Source organism: Streptomyces sp. SID13726 (assembly GCF_010548375.1).
Classification (GTDB): domain Bacteria; phylum Actinomycetota; class Actinomycetes; order Streptomycetales; family Streptomycetaceae; genus Streptomyces.
Map to the genome: position 1 here is coordinate 389,452 of NZ_JAAGLY010000001.1, position 17,675 is coordinate 407,126.

At 73.1% G+C, this 17,675-nt stretch carries 11 protein-coding genes; 5 read left to right on the forward strand and 6 right to left on the reverse strand.

The window, feature by feature from the left end; translation table 11 throughout:
- Positions 1-20 precede the first annotated feature (20 nt).
- The 6 genes from G3I78_RS01665 to zapE all read right to left on the reverse strand — a co-directional run bounded on the left by G3I78_RS01665 (position 21) and on the right by zapE (position 6,227).
- Entirely contained in the window at positions 21-1,388 is a 1,368-nt protein-coding gene (locus G3I78_RS01665; RefSeq protein ID WP_164420897.1) for a PhoX family protein, read from the reverse strand.
- 100 nt (positions 1,389-1,488) lie between these two features.
- On the reverse strand, positions 1,489-2,265 hold the full coding sequence (locus tag G3I78_RS01670; RefSeq protein ID WP_164420898.1) for a slipin family protein: 777 nt from the start codon (positions 2,263-2,265) through the stop codon (positions 1,489-1,491).
- 98 nt (positions 2,266-2,363) lie between these two features.
- Entirely contained in the window at positions 2,364-3,845 is a 1,482-nt protein-coding gene (locus G3I78_RS01675; protein ID WP_164420899.1) for a SulP family inorganic anion transporter, read from the reverse strand.
- Positions 3,846-3,850: 5 nt separating this feature from the next.
- The gene (locus G3I78_RS01680; protein ID WP_164420900.1) at positions 3,851-4,429 is read right to left on the reverse strand and encodes a carbonic anhydrase; all 579 of its coding nucleotides are present in this window, start codon (positions 4,427-4,429) and stop codon (positions 3,851-3,853) included.
- A 113-nt stretch (positions 4,430-4,542) separates the two neighbouring features.
- A complete protein-coding gene (locus G3I78_RS01685) occupies positions 4,543-4,911 on the reverse strand; it encodes a hypothetical protein (RefSeq protein WP_343243624.1) in 369 nt (122 codons plus the stop codon).
- 212 nt (positions 4,912-5,123) lie between these two features.
- A complete protein-coding gene (zapE, locus tag G3I78_RS01690) occupies positions 5,124-6,227 on the reverse strand; it encodes a cell division protein ZapE (protein ID WP_164420902.1) in 1,104 nt (367 codons plus the stop codon).
- Between the two features lie 37 nt (positions 6,228-6,264).
- On the opposite strand from zapE, the gene G3I78_RS01695 reads away from it, so the two are divergent.
- The 5 genes from G3I78_RS01695 to G3I78_RS01715 all read left to right on the forward strand — a co-directional run bounded on the left by G3I78_RS01695 (position 6,265) and on the right by G3I78_RS01715 (position 17,613).
- Entirely contained in the window at positions 6,265-7,086 is an 822-nt protein-coding gene (locus tag G3I78_RS01695) for a pyrimidine reductase family protein (protein ID WP_164420903.1), read from the forward strand.
- Positions 7,087-7,239: 153 nt separating this feature from the next.
- Positions 7,240-7,713 carry an indole-3-glycerol phosphate synthase gene (locus G3I78_RS01700; protein ID WP_343243625.1) on the forward strand — a complete coding sequence of 158 codons (474 nt, stop codon included), beginning with the start codon at positions 7,240-7,242 and terminating at the stop codon, positions 7,711-7,713.
- 44 nt (positions 7,714-7,757) lie between these two features.
- Entirely contained in the window at positions 7,758-9,149 is a 1,392-nt protein-coding gene (gene murC / locus G3I78_RS01705; RefSeq protein ID WP_164420904.1) for a UDP-N-acetylmuramate--L-alanine ligase, read from the forward strand.
- Between the two features lie 13 nt (positions 9,150-9,162).
- Positions 9,163-9,570: a peptide-methionine (R)-S-oxide reductase MsrB gene (msrB, locus tag G3I78_RS01710; RefSeq protein ID WP_164420905.1), complete on the forward strand. Its 408-nt coding sequence runs from the start codon at positions 9,163-9,165 to the stop codon at positions 9,568-9,570.
- Between the two features lie 201 nt (positions 9,571-9,771).
- On the forward strand, positions 9,772-17,613 hold the full coding sequence (locus G3I78_RS01715) for a type I polyketide synthase (protein WP_164420906.1): 7,842 nt from the start codon (positions 9,772-9,774) through the stop codon (positions 17,611-17,613).
- The last annotated feature ends 62 nt before the right edge of the window (positions 17,614-17,675 follow it).

The window sequence follows — 17,675 nt, forward strand, 5'->3', positions numbered from 1 at the left end:
CAGCCGTGCCGGAGGCGCGACTACCCGCGCCAGGGGCCCGTCACTGCGAACGTCGTCCCGGGCGTGTAGCAGTTGACGTACATCGTCCGTCCGTCGGGGGAGAAGGTGACGCCGGCGAACTCGCCCCACTCCGGTGCCTCGGGCGTCCCGATGTTCTGCCGGCCGCGGGCCATCGCGTAGACCTCGCCGTGCCGGGTGACGCCGAAGACGTGCTGGGCGCCGTTGCCGTCCTCGCACACCATCAGGCCGCCGCTCGGGGCGAGGCAGATGTTGTCCGGGGACTCGCCGGGCAGCTGGACGTCGGTGTCCGGGCCGAACACGATCACCAGGGTGAGCCGGCGCGCCGAGGGGTCGTAGCGCCAGATCTGCCCGAAGTGGTCGGCGGCCGAACCCTCGGCGCTGTGCGCGAAGGACGACACGAAGTAGACGGACTTCCCGCCCCAGTAGCAGCCCTCCAGCTTCTGGGCGTGCGTGATGCCCTTCGGGCCGAAGTCCTGGAGCCGGATGGGGGTTTCGGTGGCCAGCGGGTCCGGTACGTCGACCCACTCGACGCCCTCGAAGCAGGCCCCGGTCTCCTGGACCACCGACAGGTCGGGTACGCCGGGCACCCGCATCGCCTGGAGCCGGCCACCCGCGCGCAGCGAACCGAGGCCGCCCTCCGGCTTGTTGGGCAGGAAGCGGTAGAAGAGGCCGAAGGGCTTGAGGAAGGCGTCCTCGGTCTCGTAGACGATCCCGCGCCTCGGGTCGATCGCGATGGCCTCGTGCTGGAAGCGGCCCATCGCGGTCAGCGGTACGGCCCCGGAGCGGTGCGGGTCGGCCGGGTCGACCTCGAAGATGAAGCCGTGGTCCTTGGTGTAGCCGTTGGTGCCGGCCCTGTCCTCGGTCTCCTCGCAGGTCAGCCAGGTGCCCCAAGGCGTGGGCCCACCCGCGCAGTTGACGGCCGTACCGGCGATGGCGACCCGCTCCGACAGCACGTTGTTGCGGGAGTCGAGCGTGAGGGCCGTACAGCCGCCCTTGCCCGCCGGGTCGTAGGTGAGGCCCGCGACTGTCGGGACGGGGATCTTCGCGTCGACGCGGTTCTCGTGGTTGCGGACGAGGTGGACGCGGCCGTGTCTGCCGGGCAGGGCCGTCATGCCGTCGTGGTGGGAGGGGACCTTGCCCTCGCCGGAGCGGAGCTGGTCGCCCTCGCGGGAGAGGACCTTGTGGCGGAAGCCCTTGGGGAGGTCCAGCAGACCCTTGGGGTCGGGGACGAGGGGGCCGTAGCCGGTGTGGCCGAGGGGCTGGGCCGCGGCGGTGCCGGCGAAGAGTTCGGAGAGGGCACCGGTGAAGGCGATGCCCATGCCCAGGGCCCCGGAGCGGGCCAGGACCTGACGTCGTGTTGCGGACATGGCGAAGCAACCTTCCTGCTGGCGGACAGGACTGTGACGTCGCTGTGTCTATCACCTGGGTCGGGCTGCGGGAACCACGCGCGTAGCGTGTCCCCTTCCGTCACTGCCCGGTCGGATGCTCCTGCGCCCGCTCCAGGAACCGCAGCAGCTCCACCGGGAACGGCAGGACGAGTGTGGAGTTCTTCTCGGCGGCCACCGCGACGACCGTCTGGAGCAGTCTGAGCTGGAGCGCGGCGGGCTGCTCGGACATCTCCTTGGCGGCCTCGGCGAGCTTCTTGGACGCCTGGAGCTCGGCGTCCGCGTTGATGATCCGGGCCCGCCGCTCACGGTCGGCCTCGGCCTGGCGGGCCATCGAGCGCTTCATGGCGTCCGGCAGCGAGACGTCCTTGATCTCGACCCGGTCGACCTGCACGCCCCAGCCGACGGCCGGGCTGTCGATCATCAGCTCCAGGCCTTCGTTGAGCTTCTCGCGGCTGGACAGCAGGTCGTCCAGCTCGCTCTTGCCGATGATCGACCGGAGCGAGGTCTGGGCCATCTGCGAGACGGCGAACTTGTAGTCCTCGACCTTGACGAGGGCGTTCGCCGCGTCGACGACCCGGAAGTAGACGACCGCGTCCACCCGCACCGTCACGTTGTCCCGGGTGATGCCCTCCTGGGCCGGCACCGGCATCGTGACGATCTGGAGGTTCACCTTGTGCAGCCGGTCCACGAACGGCACGACCAGTGTGAATCCCGGCTCGCGCACCTGGCCCACGAGACGCCCGAGACGGAAGACGACCCCGCGCTCGTACTGCTTGACGACCCGGGCCGCCGCCGCGAGATACACGATCCCCGCGGAACCGGTCACCGCGGCCGCCGTCAACAGCTCTGGGAGCATGACGACCTCCTCGTAGAGGCCCCTTATGTCTGCTCCTGCAACGATATGCCCGGTGCCCGGTCCGGGGCCACGATCGGCCCCGGACCGGGCGGTGCGGGCTACGGGGCGGTAGCCCGCACCGGGTCCGGCTCGGTGACCCGGACCGGCTCGGTGCCGACCGAGCTGTGCCGCTCGGCCCAGTTCTCCAGCGCCGTACGGCAGGCGTGGTCCAGGTGGTGCAGACCGGAGAGGTCCAGCTCCACGGGACGGTCCTGGGGCAGCGCCTCCAGGCTGTCGAGGATCTTCGGCAGCCGCAGGAAGGTCGCGTTGCCCGACAGGTACGCCTGGACGGGGCCCGCGCCCTTGTCTATGACCTCAAGCTTGAGGTGCGAGGCCTCCCAGGCGGTCTTGGCGACGGACAGCGCCAGACCGATCAGCACGCCCTCGAACATGTTCACCGCGACGATCGAGACGGCCGTGACCACCAGGATCAGCGCCTCGCCGCGGTGGCCGCGCCACAGCGACACGATCCCGCGGAAGGGGATCAGCTTGAAGCCCGCGTGGACCAGGATGCCGGCGAGCGCGGGCAGCGGGATCAGCGCCAGCGTCGAGGGCAGCAGGGCGGCGAACAGCAGCAGCCACACGCCGTGCAGGACCCGGGACGCCTTGGTCTTCGCGCCCGCCTGGACGTTGGCGGAGCTGCGCACGATGACCGCGGTCATCGGCAGGGCGCCGAGCGCGCCGCACACCGCGTTGCCCGCGCCCTGGGCCATCAGTTCCTTGTCGTACTCGGTGCGCGGACCGTCGTGCAGCCGGTCCACCGCGGCGGCGCTGAACAGGCTCTCGGCGGAGGCGATCAGGGTGAACGCGAGGATGGTGCCGAAGATCGCCGGGTTGGCCAGCTCGCCGAACGCCTCGGTGCCGGGCGGCTGGATCGAGTCCAGCAGGCCGTTCACCTCGACGGTGGCGATCGACAGGCCGAAGACCTGGGTGACCAGGGTGGCGAGCAGGACCGCGGCGAGCGCGCCGGGCACGGTCTGCGCCTTCTTGGGCAGCTTCTTCCACAGCACGAGGACCGCGACGGTGCCCGCGCCGACGGCGAGCGAGGTGAGCGCGGTGGTGTTGCCGAGCGCGTCCACGGCGGCGCCGGGCAGCCCCAGGATCTTGTCGATGCCCGTGGTGGGCGCCTTCAGGCCGGCCGCGGAGTACAGCTGGCCGGCGATGAGCACGAGGCCGATGCCGGCCAGCATGCCCTCGACGACGGAGACGGATATCGCCCGGAACCAGCGCCCCAGCTTCAGGGCGCCCATGGCGAGCTGGATCAGCCCGGCGGACAGCACGATCACGCCGAGCGCGGGCAGCCCGAACTCATGGACCGCCTCGAAGACGAGGACGGTCAGACCGGCGGCCGGCCCGGAGACCTGGAGGCTGCTGCCCCGCAGGAATCCGGTGACCAGTCCGCCGACGATGCCGGTGACCAGGCCGAGTTCGGCCGGGACACCGGAGGCCACGGCCACGCCCACGCAGAGCGGGAGCGCGACCAGGAACACGACCAGGGAGGCGGCGAAGTCCTGCCGCAGGTGAGGGTATTTGGTCAGCATCCCGATCACAGGCCCTCGAACGCGTCGGTCTCGGTGCGGTGGACGCGCACCGCGCCCGTGTGCACCTCGTAGTACCAGGCGTGCAGGGTCAGTTGGTCCTCCGCGATCTTCTTGTCGATGAAGGGGTACGACCGCAGGCGCAGGACCTGGGCCAGGACGTGGCTCTGCACGCCCTCGGCGACCTCGGGGTCCTCGGTCGCGCCGGCCGGGCGCGGGGTGGCGTGGTTGAGCCAGTCCCGGACGGCCGGTACGGCGTCCAGGTCGTCGCCGCGCACGAGGGCGCCGACGGCTCCGCAGTGCGAGTGTCCGCAGACCACGATGTCGCGGACGCCCAGCACCTCCACGGCGTACTCGATGGTGGCCGCCTCGCTGGTGGGGTGCTCGGAGGCGTAGGGGGGAACGATGTTGCCCGCGGTGCGCAGCTCGAAGAGCTCGCCGGGACGGGCGCCCGTGATCAGGGCCGGGACGACCCTGGAGTCCGAGCAGGTGATGAACAGAACCTGGGGGGACTGGCCTTGGGCCAGCTTGGCGAACTCCTCAGGGCGCTGTCCGAACGTACGGGCGTTGTCGATGAGGGGCTGCATGTGGTGACTCCTCCTGGCGCGCCGTGGGGGCGCGTCGGGCTTACCAGGCGCGCCGAAGGGCGCGTCGGCTTACATGACAGTGGTTCAGATGAGGTGGGGGGACTGCTCCGCCGTCAGCAGCGGAAGACCTGAAGTGCCGCCGGAGCGTGGGCTGTCGAGGGTCTCGACAGCGGGAAACCGCCGGGTACGGGCTGGTTCCCGGGTGCGGTCGCCGACTCCTGGACCAGCTGGGGGCGTTCGGGCCCCTCGGGGGCGAAGTCGACGGCGCGGTGCCGGTCCCGGGCGCGCAGCGGACCGGTCGGGTCTCCGGCCGGGTTGCAGTGACGCTTCGAGGTGGCTTCGGCACGCAGCGCCTTGCCGGAGAGCGCGAATCCGGCAAGGGCTTTGGCCTCAACTTGACGGCCTGTATGCGCGGATGCGAAGCACTCGGTCGGCGCGAAGAACTGGAGGGAGAGCAGGAGGGCGGCGACGACCGCGATCACGGTTCGTACCGTCGCACCTCGGAACACAGCTCCCCCCTTCGGTAGTTCGCACTTCTAGTCCAGACCAACGCTTGGTCAATGGCTGGTCAAGAAACACCTTAGCCCGGCAAAGTTGTTTGCTGGGTTAACTTAACGTTTCCAGCTGAAGAGAGGCTGAAGCGTGCAGGGTAGTTGACGCGAACTGGCCCTTGACGTGCGATGTTTCGACGTGATTAGGCGACGAGACCCTTGGCGTCGCGGGCGAGCGCGGTGAGCCGGGATATCGCCCGGAAGTACTTCTTGCGGTAACCGCCGTTCAGCATCTCCTCGCTGAACAGCCGGTCGAAGGGCAGCCCGGAGGCCAGCACCGGCACCTCGCGGTCGTAGAGCCGGTCCGCGAGCACCACGAGCCTGAGCGCCGTCGACTGGTCGGGCACCGGCTGGACGTCGGTGAGGCACACCGCCTTGAGGCCGTCCGTCAGCGCGCCGTACCGGCTCGGGTGGACCCTGGCGAGGTGATCGAGGAGGCTCGGGAAGTCGTCCAGCGAGGCCCCCTCGGTCGCGTACGCCGCCTTGGTGACCTCCTCGTCCGCGAACGGCGCCGGTGCCTCGGGCAGCCCGCGGTGGCGGTAGTCCTCGCCGTCGATGCGCAGCGGGCGGAAGTGCGCCGCGAGGCCCTGGATCTCGCGCAGGAAGTCGACGGCCGCGAACCGGCCCTCGCCGAGCTTGCCCGGCAGGGTGTTGGAGGTGGCGGCGAGCGCCACGCCCGCGTCGACCAGCTTGCCCAGCAGGGTGGAGACCAGGACGGTGTCGCCCGGGTCGTCCAGCTCGAACTCGTCGATGCACAGCAGCCGGTGCCCGGAGAGCGTCTGGACCGTCTTCTGGAAGCCGAGCGCGCCGACCAGGTTGGTCAGCTCGACGAAGGTGCCGAAGGCCTTGAGCGAGGGCTCGGCCGGGGTGGCGTGCCAGAGGGAGGCCAGCAGATGGGTCTTGCCGACGCCGTAGCCGCCGTCGAGGTAGACACCGCGGGGGCCGGCCGGGGCCTTGGCCCTCCCGCGGGCCTTGCCGAAGCCGAGGAAGCCGCGCTTGCCGCCGCCCACCGCGTGGGCGCCGGACAGGCCCGCCGCGAAGCCCGCGAGGACCTGGACGGCCTCGGTCTGGCTGGGCTGGTTCGGGTCCGGGAGGTAGGTGTCGAAGCGCACCGAGTCGAACCGCGGCGGCGGCACCATCTCGGCGACCAGCCGGTCCGCGGGGACGTGCGGCTCACGGTCGCACAGGGACAGCGGGGCGGTGTCGGCTATCGGGCCGAACCCGGACGCGGCGGGGGAAGTAGACACGGTTCACCATGCTAAGGGCCGTGCCACACTGCACGACATGCGACGCCTGTTCCCTGTGACCGACCAGACAGCGATCCGGAGCCCGGGAGAGCCGGGGGAGCCAGGAGAGGGTGCCGGCCGTGAATGGAGCCTCGCCGAGCTGGCCGCGGCCTACGCCTACCCGGAACTGGGGCCCGGGACCGCCCCCGGTGCCCCCGAGGTCTGGCTGCGGGCCAACATGGTGTCCACCATGGACGGCGCCGCCCAGCACGACGGCCGTTCGCAGCCCATCTCCACCGCCACCGACATGCGGATCTTCGGGACGCTGAGGGCGCTGGCGGACGTGGTCGTCGTCGGTGCGGAAACGGTACGCCAGGAGGGGTACCGGCCCGCACGCGCGCGTGCGGAGTTCGCGGAGGCGCGGGAGGCGGCCGGGCAGGGCCCGGCGCCGGCGGTCGCGGTGATCAGCGCCAGTCTGGACCTGGACTTCTCGCTGCCGCTGTACACCTCGCCGCAGGTGCCCACGCTGATCCTCACCGGTGCCGCGGCGGCCCCGGACCGGATCTCCGCCGCCGAGAAGGCGGGCGCGCGGGTGGTGATCGCCGGGGACGGCGTCGGCGTGGACCCCGCGCGGGCCGTGCGTGCGCTCGCCGGGATCGGGTACACGCGGTTGCTGACCGAGGGCGGTCCCCGGCTGCTCGGGCAGTTCGTGGCCGCCGGGGTGCTCGACGAACTGTGTCTGACCCTGTCGCCGATGCTCACGGCGGGGGACGCGCAGCGGATCGCCGGGGGGCCGTCGGTCCCGGTCCCGGTGCGGTTCGTACTGGACTCCCTGCTGGAGGAGGACGGATTCCTCTTCGGCAGGTACCGCAGGCCGTGACCGCCCGGATACGGGTTCGATCGGTACCGCTGACGCCGACATCGCCGGAATCTGTCGTTCCGTTTGGCTTCCGGCGGGCACACTGAATCCGGCAGTACCCGTGCGATCACGGGGCAGGATGGTTTCCGCAGAGCGCAGAGAAGGGGACGCCTGGTGTTCACAAGCGTTTTGATGATCGAGAAGGCCCTGACGTCCGCCGACGTGGAGTTCGTCACCACCTTGCACGGGGACGAGCCGGTCGCGTTCCATGTGCTGCTCCAGCCGCGGGGGGATCAGGCGGACCGCCTGCTGCGGGCCATCGACGACGTGGCCCTCGGCGAGCTGGACGAGGCCGTACGGGAGCGGGAGACGCCCGAGGGCGAGGCCGCGAAGGGGGTCGGGGAGCAGGCCCTGGAGGTCTCCCTGCGGGCTCTGAGAGCGGCCGGCAGCGAGGCCGGGGGGCGGTTGATCGAGGACCATCCGCTGGACTCCCTGAAGTCCCTCGTCGAGGAGATCGGCGCGGACGAGGTGATCGTCCTGACGGATCCCCACTACGTGGAGGAGTTCTTCCACCGCGACTGGGCGTCCCGGGCCCGGCACAAGGTGGGCGTCCCGGTGCTGAAGCTGTTCTCGCACAGCAAGGCATAGGCTGGCCCCGCATCCGTACCGCACCACTTTGGGGAGACACACGCATGGCACCCGGCCTTCCTACCGCCATGGACCGACCGCACTTCATCGGGATCGGCGGGGCCGGGATGTCCGGGATCGCGAAGATCCTCGCGCAGCGCGGGGCCAAGGTGGCGGGCAGCGACGCCAAGGAGTCCGCGACCGCCGAGGCGCTGCGCGGGCTCGGGGCGACCGTGCACATCGGGCACGCGGCGGAGCACCTGGCGTCCGACGCCACCTGCGTGGTCGTCTCCTCGGCGATCCGGGCCGACAACCCCGAGCTGGCCCGCGCGGCCGAGCTGGGCATCCCGGTCGTGCACCGCTCGGACGCCCTCGCCTCCCTGATGGACGGCCTGCGCCCGATCGCGGTCGCGGGAACGCACGGCAAGACCACCACCACCTCGATGCTGGCGGTCTCCCTGTCCGAGCTGGGCCTGAACCCGTCGTACGCGATCGGCGGCGACCTCGACGCCCCCGGCTCGAACGCCCTGCACGGCGACGGCGAGATCTTCGTCGCCGAGGCCGACGAATCGGACCGCAGCTTCCACAAGTACGCCCCCGAGGTCGCGATCGTCCTCAACGTCGAGCTCGACCACCACGCCAACTACGCGTCGATGGAGGAGATCTACGAGTCCTTCGAGACCTTCGTCGGCCGGGTCGCCGAGGGCGGCACGCTGGTGATCAACGCGGACCACGAGGGCGCCCGGGAGCTGACCCGGCGGGTCGCCGCGAGCGGGGTGCGCGTGGTGACGTACGGCGACGCCGAGGACGCCGACGTGCGGGTGCTGTCGGTCGTGCCGCAGGGCCTGAGGAGCGAGGTCACCGTGGTCCTCGACGGCGCGCGGCTCACCTTCGCCGTCTCCGTCCCCGGCCGCCACTACGCGCACAATGCGGTCGCCGCGCTGGCCGCGGGCGCGGCCCTCGGCATCCCCGCCACCGAGCTGGCCCCGGCGCTGGCCGCCTACACCGGCGTCAAGCGGCGCCTCCAGCTCAAGGGCGAGGCCGCCGGGGTGCAGGTCATCGACTCCTACGCCCACCACCCCACCGAGATGACGGCGGACCTGGAGGCCATGCGCGCCGCCGCCGGTGACGCCCGCATCCTGGTCGTCTTCCAGCCCCATCTGTTCTCGCGGACGCAGGAGCTCGGCAAGGAGATGGGCGACGCGCTCGCGCTGGCCGACGCCTCGGTGGTCCTGGACATCTACCCGGCCCGCGAGGACCCGATCCCCGGGGTGACGAGCGAGCTGATCATCGAGGCGGCGCGGGCCGCGGGCGCGGACGTGACGCCGGTCCACGACATGGCGGACGTGCCGTCGGCGGTCGCGGGAATGGCGAAGCCCGGTGATCTCGTTCTCACCATGGGCGCGGGCGATGTCACCGACCTCGGCCCGCGCATTCTGGACCGTCTCGAGAAGTGAGGGGCTGAGCTGCATGGCGTACGACGTCGAGAAGCCGGACGAGGAGTGGCGCGCGGAGCTGAACCCGGCCGAGTACGCCGTCCTGCGGCAGGCCGGGACCGAACCCGCGTTCACCGGTGAGTACACCGACACCAAGACCAAGGGCGTCTACTCCTGTCGCGCCTGCGGTGCCGAACTCTTCACCTCTACCACGAAGTTCGAGTCGCACTGCGGCTGGCCCTCCTTCTACGACCCGAAGGACACCGACGCGGTCGAACTGATCGCGGACCGCAGCCACGGCATGGTGCGGACCGAGGTGCGGTGCGCCCGCTGCGGATCGCACCTCGGACACGTGTTCGAGGGTGAGGGGTATGCGACCCCAACCGATCAGCGGTACTGCATCAACAGCATCTCGCTGCGGCTGACGCCGGACGAGGGCTGACGCCGGGCGAGGGCTGAGGGCCGGCACAAGGGCCGGACCGTCGGACGGCCGCGCCGCGCCGGACGCGGTGCCGGTCGTCCGGGGCCCTGTGGATCTCCGGGACCGACCGATCAACTTCGGCCACGCGCGCCGCATTTGTGATGCGGCATCCCCCGCGTGGGCGGGATACGGTGCGGACTCGGTGATCCAGAGGGAGGCCCGATGTCCGTCGGGGGAGTGGCCGAGGTCCGGTCCGTGGTGGCGTCGCTGGTGGGGAACGCCGAGCGGTACGGGCACAAGCTCGCGTTCGCCGACGACCGGCGTGAGGTGAGCTGGGCCGAACTGGAGCTGCGGACCCGGCGGTTGGCGGTCGGGCTCGGGGTCGATCGGGGCGCCCGGGTGGCGTTCTGCCTCGACAACTGCGTGGAACTGGTCGAGGGACTCCTCGCCACCGTCCGGGCCGCCGCGATCGGGGTACCGCTCAGTCCGCGGGGCACCCACGCCGAACTGGCGGCGCTGCTCGCCGACTGCGATCCGGACGTACTGGTCGTCGACCGGCGGCAGTTGGCGCGGATCGCCAGCGTGGTGGGGGACCGGTCGCCGCGCCTCGTGGTGACCGGGGACGGGCCGGTGCCGGAGGGCGTCACGCACTTCGACGATCTGGTCGCCGACGAAGGCCCCCGTTCCCGCCCCGCGCCCCCTGACGACCTCGGCCTCGACGAGCCCGCCTGGCTGCTCCACACCTCCGGCACCTCGGGAACCTCCCGGGCCGCCGTGGCCAGCCAGCGCTCCGCGCTCTGGTCGCCGGTCGCCTGCTATGTGCCCCGGCTGGGGTTCTCCGCGGACGACCGGCTGCTGTGGCCGCTGCCGCTCGCGCACACCTACGCCCACTCGCTCTGCGTGCTCGGCACCGTCGTCGCGGGCGCGAGCGCCCGGATCACCGCCTCACGCGAACCGGCCGCGCTGGTACGGCTGATCGGCGGTTTCCGGCCGACCGTACTGGGCGGAGTGCCGCTCACCTACCAGCAGTTGCTCGACACCGGGCTCGGCGAGGTGCCCTCGCTGCGGCTGTGCGTCACCGCCGGGGCGCCGAGCGCGCCGGAGCTGCGGGAGCGGGTCGAGGAGCGGCTCGGGGCACCGCTGCTCGACGGGTACGGCAGCACCGAGACCTGCGGCAAGATCGCGATGGAGTCGCCCACCGGGCCACGGGTGCGGGGAAGCAGCGGGGCGGTGCTCCCCGGTATGGAGGTGCGGCTGGTCGACCCCGGCACCGGGGAGGAGACCGGTGGCACCGAGGGCGAGATCTGGGTGCGCGGGCCCGGTGTCATGCTCGGCTACCACGACGGGGGCGAGGCAGGCACCGACGGCTGGTACCGCACCGGTGACCTGGGACGGTTCGGCGCGCACGGGACGCTCACCGTCACCGGGCGCGCCAACGACCGTATCGTCCGCGGCGGCGAGAACGTCGACCCCGTCGAGGTCGAACAGGTGCTGCGCGCCCTCCCCGGGATCCTCGACGCGGCCGTCGTCGCGCGGCCGCATCCGCTGCTCGGCGAGGTCCCGGTCGCGTTCGTCGTGCCTCAGGAGCGGGGCCTCGACACCGGCGCCCTGCTGCGGGCCTGCGCCGAGGTGCTCTCCGCGCACAAGGTGCCCGACGACGTCCTGTTCACCCCGGCCATCCCCCGCACCGCCGCAGGCAAGCCACGCCGAGCCGTCCTGCGCGAGGTGCTCGCGGCCCGCCCGGCCGAGGAGGCGCTCGCGGGACTCGCGGACCGGACGCCGGGCGAACGGCTCGCGGTGCTCACGGAGTTGGTGTGCGCGGAGACGGGGGCGATTGGTGGGGGTGCGGGGGTTGGTGGGGCTTCGGATGTTGGCTGGGTGGCAGGTGTCCGTGGGGACGCCGTAGTCGCCCGGCCGTCGGTCGTCGACCCCCACACCGCCTTCGCCGACCTCGGGCTGACCTCGATGGGGGCCATGACCCTGTGGCACCGGCTCAGCCTCCGTACCGGGCTGCGGCTCCCGGCCACCCTGGTGTGGGACCACCCGACACCGGCCGCGGTCGCCGCCCACCTGGACGCGCGGCTGCACGGCGGTGCGCCCGCGCCCGCTGTCACGGCGGTTGCGCGGAGAGGGGCCGACGCCGAGCCGATCGCGATCGTGGCCGTCGGCTGCCGCTACCCGGGCGGGGTGCGCTCGCCGGAGGACCTGTGGCGGGTGGTGGCCGAAGGCGTGGACGCCACCGGGGAGTTCCCGGCCGACCGAGGGTGGGACGTCGACGCCCTGTACGACCCGGACCCCGAGCGGCTCGGGACGACGTACACCCGACGCGGCGGCTTCCTCACCGACGCCGCCGACTTCGACCCGCTGTTCTTCGGCATCTCGCCGCGCGAGGCCACGGCCACCGACCCGCAGCACCGGCTGCTCCTGGAGGTCGCCTGGGAGACGCTGGAGCGGGCCGGCATCCCCGCGCCCTCGCTGCGGGGCAGCGCGACCGGGGTCTACGTCGGTCTGATGCACGGCGGTTACGGCGCCGGGGCGTCCGCGCACGCGCTGGAGTCGCACATCGGCGTCGGCTCGGCGGGCAGCGTGGCCTCCGGGCGGATCTCCTATGTGCTGGGGCTGCGCGGCCCCGCCCTCACCGTCGACACGGCCTGTTCGTCCTCGCTGGTCGCGATGGACCTCGCGGCCACGGCGCTGCGGTCCGGCGAGTGCACGCTCGCGCTGGCCGGCGGGGTGACCGTGCTGGCCAGTCCGAAGCCGTTCGTGGTGTTCAGCCGACAGCGCGGGCTGTCCCCCGACGGCCGCTGCCGGTCCTTCTCGGACGGCGCGGACGGCACCGCGTGGGCCGAGGGCGTCGGCCTGGTGCTGCTGGAGAAGCTGTCCGACGCCCGGCGCAACGGCCACCCGGTACTGGCCGTGCTGCGTGGCTCCGCCGTCAACCAGGACGGCGCCTCCAACGGGCTGACCGCCCCCAACGGCGAGGCCCAACGGGAGCTGATCCGGCTGGCGTTGGCCGACGCCGGGCTCGGGACGGGGGACATCGACGTCGTCGAGGGCCACGGCACGGGGACCACGCTCGGCGACCCGATCGAGGCGGGCGCCCTGCTGGCCACCTACGGCCAGGACCGCGACCCCGGCGACCCGGTGTGGCTCGGCTCGGTGAAGTCGAACTTCGGGCACACGCAGGCCGCGGCCGGGGTGGCCGGGGTCATCAAGATGATCGAGGCCATGCGCCACCGCGAACTGCCCAGGTCCCTGTACGCCGAGCAGCCGTCCTCGCACGTCGACTGGTCCGACGGGGCGGTACGGCTGCTGGACCGGGCCCGGCCCTGGCCGGAGCGCGAGCGCCCGCGCCGGGCGGCGGTCTCCTCGTTCGGGATCGGCGGCACCAACGCACACGTGATCATCGAGGAGCCGGAGCGGGCCGGGGAGCCGGAGCGGGCCGAGGAGCGGCCCGAGGACGTCCGCTCCGGCCCGGTGCGGCCCGCCGGGAGCACCGCCTGGCTCGTCAGCGGCAGCGACGAGGCCGGACTCCGCGCCCACGCAAGGGAGTTGGCGGCGGCCCTGACCGACGTGCACGACGACACGGCCGCACTCGACGTCGCTTGCTCGCTCGCCACCACCAGGGCGGCACTGCCCCGCAGGGCCGCCGTCCTCGCCCCCGACGCCGACGGACTCCTCGCCGGACTGCGGGAGTTGGCTGAGGGCGCCGACAGCCCCGCACTGCGCAGGGGCGCGGCACGCGGCCTCCCCAAGGTGGCGCTGCTCTGCGCGGGCCAGGGCGCCCAGCGCACCGGAATGGGACGTGAACTGTCCGCCGCCCACCCAGTGTTCGACACGGTTCTCACCGAACTGTGCGACGCCTTCACCCCGTTGCTCGACCGACCGCTGCGCGAGGTGATCGACGACCCCGACAGCGACCTCCTCGACCGCACCGACTACGCCCAACCCGCCCTGTTCGCCCACGAGGTCGCCCTGCACGCCCTCCTCGCCGACTGCGGTGTGCGCCCCGACTTCCTGGTCGGCCACTCGATCGGCGAACTGGCCGCCGCCCACCTCGCTGGCGTGTTCTCCCGCGCCGACGCGGTCCGGCTGGTCGCCGCGCGCGGCCGGCTCATGGCCCGACTGCCCGCGGGCGGCGCGATGATCGCCGTACGGGCACCCCTGGCCGAGGTGCAGAAACACCTCGACGACACACCCGGTGCGCGGGTCGCCGTCGCGGCGGTCAACGGGCCCGAGTCCGTGGTGCTCTCCGGCGACGAGGAACCGGTGACCGCGCTGGCCGCCCGACTCGGCCGCAGGGCCACCCGGTTGCGGGTCAGCCACGCCTTCCACTCGCCGCGCCTCGACCCGATGCTGGAGGAGTTCCGGGCCGTCGCCGAGTCGGTGACCTACCACCGGCCCGCCGTACCGGTGGTGTCGACGCTCACCGGCCGCCCGGAGCCGGACGCCGTCCGGACCGCCGAGTACTGGGTGCGGCAGGCCCGCGAGACCGTCCGATTCGCCGACGCGGTGGGCTGGTTGGCGCGGGCGGGGGTGACGGCGTACGTCGAGGCCGGGCCCTCGGTGGCGCTCAGCACGGCGGCCGAGGAGTGCGTCGAGCCGGACTCCGGCGCGGTGTTCGTGTCCTGCGCCGACCCGGCCGCGGCGCTCGCCGAACTGCATGTGCACGGGGTGCCGGTGGACTGGCGGGCCGTGTACGCCGGTAGCGGCGCCCGGCGGCGGCCGTTGCCGACGTATCCCTTCCAGCGGCAGCGCTACTGGCTGGAGCCTCCGCGCCAGGTCGACGGCCGTCCCCTGGTGGGTGACGCGCAGCCCGACGCCGACGGCCCCGGCACCCGGTACAGCGGTGTGCTGTCCACCCCGCGTCAGCCGTGGCTCGCGGACCATGTGATCGGCGACCGGGTGCTGGTGCCGGCGACGGTCTTCGCGGAGCTTGCCCTCCGTACGGGGGAGGGCGGCCCGGTGCGGCTGGCCGAACTGGCCTTCCACGAGCCGCTGGTGCTGCCCGCGGCGGAGGCGGTGCCGATCCAGGTGGTCGCGGACGCGCCGGACCAGGAGGGAAACCGCCAGGTCTCCGTCTGGGGGCGGGCGTCTGGAACGTGGACTCGCCACGCGGGAGCGGTGGTTGGCCCAGCCGTACCCCTTGCCCGCGTCACCGCGTCCGACGAGCCCTGGCCGCCCGCCGGTGCCGAGGAGACCGGCGTCGACTACGACCGGCTCGCCGAGTACGGCCACCACTACGGCAGCGCGTTCCGCGCGGTCACCCGGCTCTGGCGGCGGGACACCGAGATCTACGCCGAGTTGGCGCTGCGGCCCGCCGAGGCCGCGGACGCCGGTTCGTACGCCCTGCACCCCGCCCTCCTCGACGCGGCCCTGCACTCCGCGCTGCTGGCCGAGGGGCCGGGCGAGGCACGTGTCCCGCTGGCCTGCACCGGGCTGACCGTGCACACGACCGGCGCCACCGCCGCGCGGGCGCGTCTCGAACGGCTCGGTCCCGACGAGGTCCGGGTGACGCTGAGCGGCACGGACGGGCAACCGCTCGCCACGGTGGAGTCCCTGGTCACCCGGGTCATGAAGGTCCGGCGCACCGAGCTGTACAAGGTGGCCTGGCGCCCGGTGCCGGAGTCAGGACAGGCCGGAACCGAGCACGAACTGCTCGACGTGGCACGGCTGTCGGACGACTCGGCCGCCGACATGCCGGGCCGCACCCGGAGTCTCGTCACGGCCGCACTCGCCCGGGTGCGCGACTGGGTCGCCGACAGCCGCCCGGGCCGGCTGCTGGTGCTCACCCACAACGCCACCGGGGACGACCCGGACCCGGCCGAGGCCGCGGTGGCCGGACTCGTGCGCAGCGCCCAGTCCGAGCACCCCGGCCGGATCGTGCAGCTCGACCTGCGCGGCGCCACCGTCGCCCCGGCGGCTCTCGACGCGGCCCGGCAAGCGGCCCTGCGCACCGGTGAGCCCCAACTCGCCCTGCACGAAGGTGAGATGCTGATGCCCAGGCTGGCCCCCGCACCGCCGCCGAACACCGAGCCGCCCGCCCTGGACCCCGACGGCACGGTGCTGATCACCGGCGGTACCGGCGCCCTCGGCGCGAGCCTCGCCCGGTATCTGGTCGCCGAACACGGGGCCCGTAACCTGCTGTTGGCCGGCCGCAGCGGTCGTACCCCCGACTGGGTGGCCGAACTGCCCGCCAAGGTCAGGGTGTCGGCCTGCGATGTGAGCGACCGTGCGGCCGTCGACGCGCTGGTCGCGTCCTGCGAGCCGCCGTTGACCGCCGTGTTCCACCTGGCCGGAGTGGTGGCCGACGGTGTCGTGGACGGGATGACACCCGAGCGCGTGGCGGAGGTACTGGCGCCCAAGGCGGACGCCGCCTGGCATCTGCACCGGGCGACCGAGGGTCTGGAGCTGTCCGCGTTCGTGCTGTACTCCTCCGCCTCCGGGGTGCTGGGCCGGCCGGGACAGTCCAACTACGCGGCCGCCAACGGCTTCCTGGACGCGCTGGCCCGGCACCGGGTCGCCCGGGGGCTGCCCGCGCGGTCCCTGGCCTGGGGCCCCTGGACCACCGCGGACGACGGCGGCATGGCGAGCCGGGTCACCCCGCGCCTCCTGGCGGACGACGGGGTGCCCGTGGTCGACGAACGCGAGGGCATCGAGCTGCTGGACTCCGCGCTGAGCACGGCGGAGGCGGTGCTGGTGCCCGTGCCGTTCGGACGGGCGGGGGCGCTGAGCGGGCCGGGGGTGGCGCGGGTGCCGCGGGTGCTGGCACCTGTTACCCAACCGGCCCTTGTCACCCAACCGGCCCTTGTCACCCCACCGGCCCCCGACACCCCACCGACCCCCCAGGCCCCCGGCGCCTGGCGGAAGCGACTCGCCGCCACGCCCGCCGCCGAACGAGAGCCCCTCCTCGCCCAGTTGCTGCGGGCCGAACTCGCCGCGGTGCTCGGCTTCCCGGACGCCGACGCGTTCCCGGACGACCGGGAGTTCGGGCAGCTCGGCTTCGACTCGCTGACGGCTCTTCAGTTCCGCAACCGGCTCAGCGCGTTCACACGGGTGCGGCTCGCGCCCACGGTCGTGCTCGAACACCCGACGGTGGCGGAGCTGACGGCGCATCTGTACGGCGCCCTGCGGGAGGCGGGGGCGCTTCCGGAGGAGACAGCGTCCACCCCGGACGCCGACCGTACGGATCAACTCCCTTCCTCCGCCTACCGGTTCACCACCCTCTACCACCGCGTCCTGCGCGAGCAGGGCCCGCTGGCGGCCATGTCCCTGCGCTACCTGTCCTCGTACGCGCTGCCCACCTTCACCGCGGCCGACAGCGCGGCGCACACCGTCGCGCCGGTCCGGCTGGCCCGGGGTGGCGGCACAGGCGGTGCCACGGCGCTGGTGTACATCCCCGACTACCTCGCCCCCTTCCACCGCGTCCCCACCGGACTGGCCCGGCAGTTCGACGGCGAACGGGACCTGTACCTGCTGGAACATCCCGGGTTCGGCGCCCGCAGGGCCGTACCGGACACGATGGAGACCCTGGCGCGGGCGCACGCCGACGCGGTGCGGGAGATCGCCCGGGACGGTCGTCCCGTCGTGCTCGTCGGGTACTGCGCCGGCGGCGTGATCGCGCACGAGGTGGCCCGCCTGCTGGCCGAGGACGGGGCGCCCCCGGCCGGTGTCGTCATGGTCGACTCCCACGCGGGGCTGCTCCGGCGCGGCGACGCGCGGGCGCTCGCGCTGATGGCCGCCGGGGCGGGGCTCCCGGACGAGGTGGTGGCGGAGTTCGACGACTCGCTGCTGCTCGTCGGGGGCGGGTACGCGCGCGTGCTGGAGGGCTGGGAGCCGAAGGAGGCCCCCGAGCCGTCACCCACCCCCGACCCGGCGACGCCCACCCTCCTGGTCCGAGGCCGCCCCACCGCCGAGATGCGCAGCGCCGACCCCGAGGCGGACTGGCTGCCGTACTGGCCGCTGCCTCACGACACGGCCGACGTCCCCGGCGACCACTACTCCGTCGTCCACCAGGACGCCGGGCCCACGGCCGCGGCGATCCGCGCCTGGCTGACCGAGTAGTCCGCCGCCACACGGTCCCCGCGCCCCCTGTCGGCCGAAACGCCCGATCGAGAACTGGAGTC

What these genes read in the sequence shown, in the direction of transcription:
- G3I78_RS01665 (WP_164420897.1), bottom strand. Translation starts at nt 1,388, where the DNA reads ATGTCCGCAACACGACGTCAGGTCCTGGCCCGCTCCGGGGCCCTGGGC.
- G3I78_RS01670 (WP_164420898.1), bottom strand. Translation starts at nt 2,265, where the DNA reads ATGCTCCCAGAGCTGTTGACGGCGGCCGCGGTGACCGGTTCCGCGGGG.
- G3I78_RS01675 (WP_164420899.1), bottom strand. Translation starts at nt 3,845, where the DNA reads ATGCTGACCAAATACCCTCACCTGCGGCAGGACTTCGCCGCCTCCCTG.
- G3I78_RS01680 (WP_164420900.1), bottom strand. Translation starts at nt 4,429, where the DNA reads ATGCAGCCCCTCATCGACAACGCCCGTACGTTCGGACAGCGCCCTGAG.
- G3I78_RS01695 (WP_164420903.1), top strand. Translation starts at nt 6,265, where the DNA reads ATGCGACGCCTGTTCCCTGTGACCGACCAGACAGCGATCCGGAGCCCG.
- murC (WP_164420904.1), top strand. Translation starts at nt 7,758, where the DNA reads ATGGCACCCGGCCTTCCTACCGCCATGGACCGACCGCACTTCATCGGG.
- msrB (WP_164420905.1), top strand. Translation starts at nt 9,163, where the DNA reads ATGGCGTACGACGTCGAGAAGCCGGACGAGGAGTGGCGCGCGGAGCTG.
- G3I78_RS01715 (WP_164420906.1), top strand. Translation starts at nt 9,772, where the DNA reads ATGTCCGTCGGGGGAGTGGCCGAGGTCCGGTCCGTGGTGGCGTCGCTG.